Annotated in this window: 3 protein-coding genes and 1 pseudogene; 2 read left to right on the top strand and 2 right to left on the bottom strand. The window is 66.7% G+C overall.

Annotated elements, in window-relative coordinates:
• Together ACWDTP_RS36965 and ACWDTP_RS36970 are read left to right on the top strand one after the other, a co-directional pair.
• Window positions 1–442: pseudogene (locus ACWDTP_RS36965) on the top strand (hypothetical protein); the annotation flags it as partial.
• 30 nt (window positions 443–472) lie between these two features.
• The gene (locus ACWDTP_RS36970; RefSeq protein WP_450028181.1) at window positions 473–1,171 is read left to right on the top strand and encodes a rhomboid-like protein; all 699 of its coding nucleotides are present in this window, start codon (window positions 473–475) and stop codon (window positions 1,169–1,171) included.
• Here ACWDTP_RS36970 and ACWDTP_RS36975 read toward each other — a convergent pair.
• Together ACWDTP_RS36975 and ACWDTP_RS36980 are read right to left on the bottom strand one after the other, a co-directional pair.
• Window positions 1,084–4,239, bottom strand: coding sequence for an ATP-binding protein (locus tag ACWDTP_RS36975; protein WP_450028182.1), 3,156 nt, complete (start codon window positions 4,237–4,239; stop codon window positions 1,084–1,086). The genes ACWDTP_RS36970 and ACWDTP_RS36975 overlap by 88 nt on opposite strands.
• A gap of 112 nt (window positions 4,240–4,351) precedes the next feature.
• A complete protein-coding gene (locus ACWDTP_RS36980; RefSeq protein ID WP_450028183.1) occupies window positions 4,352–5,431 on the bottom strand; it encodes a Fic family protein in 1,080 nt (359 codons plus the stop codon).
• Window positions 5,432–5,777 lie beyond the last annotated feature (346 nt).

Consider the following 5,777-nt stretch of genomic DNA (forward strand, 5'->3'; position numbering starts at 1 on the left):
GGTGGCCGCGACGCAGCCCGCCACGGCGTCGCGGTGGCGGGTCATCAACATCCCGCAGCTGCTGCCGGTGGGACTCGCCCCGGAACGCGGCCTGCAGATCAAGACCATCCTGGCCGCCCGCAGCATCACCGCGGACTTCCCCGAGGTTCAGCAGATCGGTGGGGTGCGGCCGGATGCGCTGCGCTGGCATCCCAACGGTCTCGCGCTCGACGTGATGATCCCGAACCCCAGCAGCTCGGCAGGCATCGCCCTCGGTGACGAGATCGTGGCGTACGCCCTCAAGAACGCCGACCGGTTCAGCCTGCAGGACTGCATCTGGCGCGACACCTACTACACACCCGGCGGCGGCGCGCGGGCCGGCAGCTACGGCCACTACGACCACGTCCACATCACCACCAAGGGCGGCGGCTACCCGTCGGGCGGCGAGACCTACCTGCGCTGAGTGACCCGGCGCCGGCGACATACTTGTGCGGTGCGGTGGAGATCGTGGCCGGCCGCGGTGTGGCGCTATGTGCGCAGCGCACCGCTGACCTATTCATGGCTCGCGGTCCTGCTGGTCACCACGATCGTCCAGCGTCAACTGCACGAGCGACAGCTGCACGAGGTGCTGGTCGACAGCTCGACCAATATCCACCACCTGGAGACCGACCCGCTGTACGTGCTGTTCACCAGCCTGATCTGGATCGACGGCCGGTACTGGACGCCGTATCTGGTGATGTTCACCCTCATCCTGGCCCCTGCCGAACGCCGGTTCGGCCAGATCCGTTGGCTGATCATCGGTTTGACCGCGCACGTGGTCGCCACCTACATCAGTGAAGGCCTGCTGTACCTGGCGATCCGCGAGCACCTGGTCCCCGAAGGGCTGGTACATGGCCGCGACATCGGGGTCAGCTACTTCCTGGCCGGGGTGGGTGCGGCGCTGGCCTATCGCATCCCGCGGCCGTGGCGCTGGCTCTACCTCGGCGCGGCTGTCGTCTACCTCGGTGCCGCGCTGATCGCCGACATCAACTTCACCGCGATCGGTCATTTCGCGGCGTTGTTGATCGGGCTGTGCTGCTACCCGCTCACCCGTCGGCGCGCCGGTCAGTCCATGGCGGCGGCCAGCGCCATGTGCCCGTCAAAACCGAAGCGGGCGGCCATCTCCCGGTACTGGTCCCGGAGATCGCGGTAGCTGTCTTCCTCGCCGCGCGCGCGGGCCAGCAGCGCGCGCAGCCGCAGCAGGGTGAGGTCGCGGGTCACCCAGTCGTCGAGGATCGCCACCTCGGCCAACCGGTCGATCACGGTGGCCGCTTCCTGCAGGTCCCCGTCGGAGTCTCGGGCGATCAGCGTCTCCGCCAGGAACTGGCTGGAGACGATGCAATGCGCCAACTGGCCGTCGTCGAACAGGGCGCGGTACGCGTCACGCAGGGCGGGCAGCGTCGCGTAGTCGCCCGTCGTCGTCCAATAGGCGATCCAGGCGTCGAGGACCGGGCGGTGGGCAAGGTAGAACTGCTCGGCGAGGCACATTTCGCGCACCTGCCGAAGCAGGTTCAACCCTTCGGCTCGACGCTCGGCGCCGCGTGAGAGCAGGGCGACGCCCTTCGTCATGAGCGCAAACCCCAACGCCAGGTCATCGGCGGACCGTTCGGCGTCGGCCAGCGCGTCGTCGATGGTGCGCAACGCGTCGTCGTCGGGGAGCAGGACTTCGTTTCCGATCGCCATGCAGTAGGCGTAGGTGATGGCCACGCCGACCGACATCGAGTCCGAACCCTGCACCATGGCGACCGCCCGCTGGATGTCATCCCGCCACCCGGTATGACCAAGTGCCCACCGCCCGACACTGCGTGACGCGTAGCCCGCCGCAAGCGGGGCCCCGAGAATGACAGCGCCCTTGCCGACGTCGCCGTCGGCGAGGTCGATCACGAGTTGCGAGCGCCGCAGAACCTCGCGCATATCGCCGACGGTGGCCATCGCCGCGATCGACACGACGGACAGCCCCACTGTCAACGCCGGATCGCCGAGGGAGTCGATCAGGGTGGTGTGCTCGGAGGCCAGCAGCGCACCGTCGTGCACCCTGCCGTGGACAAAGTGTTCGCCGATCAGACCGGTCATCGCGATGGCGAGGGAGGCTTTGCCGCCGGCTTCCTCGCACAGTTCGCGCAGTTCGTCGAAGCGGGCACCGGAGACGTCGATGTGGGCGCGGAAGGCGTTTCCGCACGACAGCGTTCGGGGGGCGATACGCATGGCGAGCCCGTCCTCGTCGCCTTCCGGTAGGCCGTCGGCGATCTTGCGGGCACGTTCCCAACTCACCTGCGCCGCAGCCACATCACGGTTGGTGGACCAGGTGGCCGCCCGCATGTGCCAGGTGTATGCGGCCCGTGCGTCGCCGGCCGCCTCGAGATGTTCGGCGATCAGCGCCGCATTCTCGTCGGCCGATGAGCGGCGGGCTGTTTCGATGGCGGACGCCAGCCTGCGGTGCAGGTCGGCTCGGTCGGCGCGCAGTTGCGACTCGTAGGCCACGGTGCGGATCAACGGTTGGTGGAACGCGAACTCGGCGCGTGGGGTGAACTTGATCTGGTCGATCAGCCCGGATGCGATCAACTCGTCCACGCTGGGTTCGATATCCAGGTGAGCCAACAGGTCGGCGGTGAAGTGGGATCCGATGACCGCGGCGGCGGTCAGGGTGCGTTTGGCATTCGGCTCGAGACGGTCGATGCGGGCCGCGATCGCCGCCTGCAGCGTGGCAGGCACGCTGACCGACGCGGGTTCACCCCGCAGCACATATCCGCCGCGTTCGCCATGCAGCAGCCCGCGTTCGGTGAGATCACGCACGATCTCCAGGGCGAAGAACGGGTTTCCGGCGGCCCGCGCGGCGATGGCCTTGGACAGTTCGGCGACCTCCGGATCCGGGCCCAGCCAGTCGGTGATCAGCCTGGTGGTCTCCGCATCGTCAAGCGGCGCAAGGGCGATGGTCTGCGAGCCGGGCAGGCCGGCCAGTACGCCGGTGTAATCGGGCCGATAGGTGATGACCATCAGGGACGGGGTCTGCGGGGTGACCAGAAGGAAGTCGGCGAGCATGGATTCGCTCACCGCGTCGATCCAGTGCGCATCCTCGATCACGTACACCGCTGCGCTGGTGCGGGCCAGGGAGGCGGCGTTGACCAACTTGGTGAGCCGGCGTCGACGGGCGTCGGGATCGATCGCCGGTAACTCGACGCCCGGCTCGGCGATGCCGAGCATGTCGTCGAGCAGCAGCAGATCCTGCGGATCGGCTTCCGGTACTTGCGTTCTCACCTTCTCGCGGGCCGCGCTCGGTTCGAGGTTGGCCACCCCGAGCCCGGCGCGTAGCAGTCGGGCGATCGCATGGAACTGGACCTCACTGGTGTGTGACTCGCAGAAGGTGGAGTACACCTCGACGCCGCGCGTCGCGGCCATCGTCACCACCTCCTGGACCAGGCGGGTCTTGCCCATGCCGGGCGGCCCAGTCAGGCCGACGACGCAACCGTGTCCACGGACGGCCCGGTCCAGGATGGCTTCGATGGCGGCGAGTTCCCATCGCCGGCCGACCAGCGGCGACTTGCCGGTGTCGACACCGTGCTGCGGTTTCGCGCGGTGCAGCAGGTGTGCGCGCAGCGGTCGGTCAAAGCCCTTGACCTGCACTTCCTCGGGTTCGCCGAGGATCACGCGGTCCCGCACCGCGTGCGCGGTGGATTCACTGAGCATCACCCCACCAGGGGGCGCCGCGGACTCCATCCGCTGCGCCATGCCGACGTGATCGCCGATCGCGGTGTAGCTCATCGAGCCGGCGCCGAAGTCGCCTGCGATGACCTGGCCGGAATCGAGCCCGACCCGCAGGCGAAGCGCGATACCGTCGTGCGCCTGGACTTCCGCGGCGAGTTGGCCGGTCGAATGCTGGATCTCCAGTGCGGCCAGGCAGGCACGAAAAGCGTGATCCTCCAAGGCGACCGGAGCTCCGAACAGCGCCATGATGCCGTCACCGGTGAACTTGTCGACGGTGCCGCCGTAGCGCTGCACCACGCTCGCCGAGCGGTTGAACAGCTCGGTCATGATCTCGCGAAGACGTTCGGCGCCGAGCCGAGCAGCGATGTCCATCGACCGCACGACATCGGCGAACAAGACGGTCACCTGCTTGTATTCGGCGGGCTTGGGCTTCTCAACCGGCGCACCGCAGGCATCGCAGAACCGGGCACCTGTTCGCGGCTCGTGGCCGCATGCCCGGCAAGTCAGTTGTGCCGTCATCCGACACCCCGCTGTCGCTGGTAACGCTTCACTGAGGATAGGACGGGGCGTCAATATCCGGCGGGCGATTGGTCGGCGGCTGACCGGGTCGGCTCGTCAACTATTGCCTTGTTCAACTACTTTCGCGTTCGATTCGCCGGCCCAGGTCGTCGAGCTCGTCGAGGACCAAACTCGCTCCCCAGACTTGATCGCGTTTGCGATCGGTCATCGCCCGCAGTACGCCGTCCTGGTGCAGTCGATTGATCGCGGCGAACACGCTGCTCCGCGGCGCATCGATTTGAGGTAGGACGTCTTCCGCCGAAACGATAGGTTGCGATGGCAACAAGCTGAGCAGTTTCATTGCGGCGCTGTCGCTTCGGACGGCCCCGACCATGTCACGCCATTGGGCTGGGATCTCCGCCAGACGAGTTGCGGTACGACGCGATTCGACCGCCGCGATCCGCGACGATCGGGCGAAGGTCAGGATCAGCGGCCTCAGATCGCCCTCGCGGTAGGTGTTCAGGACGCTGAAGTAGCGGTCGCGATGTGCAACCAATGCGGACGCCAACGGTACAACCACCCGCGTCGTCGCACCGCGTCGTCGGAGGATGCTGTTGATCAGCGCGCGGCCAATGCGGCCGTTGCCATCCGTGAAGGGGTGGATCGACTCGAACTGGGCGTGCGCGACCGCGGCTTGGGCGAGGACCGGAAGGTCATTCCGGTTCGCAAACCGGAGAAGATCGGTCATATAGATCCGCACCGTCTCGGGTGGAGGCGGTATGTAGAGCGCGTCGCGCGGCGAGTGGTCGCTTCCGCCTATCCAGTTCTGGACATCTCGCAATTGCCCGGCACTGGGCGCCTCCTGCGGATCGTGTCGCATGAGCGCTTGGTGAGCGGTGGTGATCGCAGATAAGGAGATGTCTGCGTTCCGACCGACGGCGGTGATCATGGCGTCAAGGGCGGCGGTGGCCCCGACCATCGACACTGCGCTGGGGTTGGATCGGATTCCATGCAGCGCGCGGGCGTAGTCATCCAGGCTTGCCTCGATGCGTTCGATCTTGGATGACGCGACCGACTCGGTACGCAGCAGCAAGGTGCCGAGTGCGGCAAGGTCTGCCCCGAACGTGGTGTCCAGCATGGAGATTTCACTGATAGCCGACTCGAGCTCGACAACCAACTCGGCGTCGAGGTACACGTCCTGCTCGGCGATCATTGGAGGTAGGGATACCGCGATGGAGCGAAGGGTCCTGTCCTCGCGGGTGCCTCCCCGCTGGCTTTGCGACCACGAGCGCTGTTCGTGGGAGTGCGCAGGCCAAGCCGGACCACTGCCTGCCATGGCGCCCCTAACTCGGACTAGCGTCGGCGTTAGTCCGACTTAGTGTGATTATATCGGACTTATGTGGGCGACAGTTCGAGTTGCGACCGTCTCCGGCAGGTCTTCTCTAACGGCGTTAACGCGGTACAGGCACGGTACGAGCCCCTTGCCGCAGAAGTGGTCGGGCAATGTACTCACTGCTCAACGTGGAGCCGATGACGGGAATCGAACCCGCGTATTCAGC

Source organism: Mycobacterium sp. NPDC003449, from assembly GCF_053588415.1.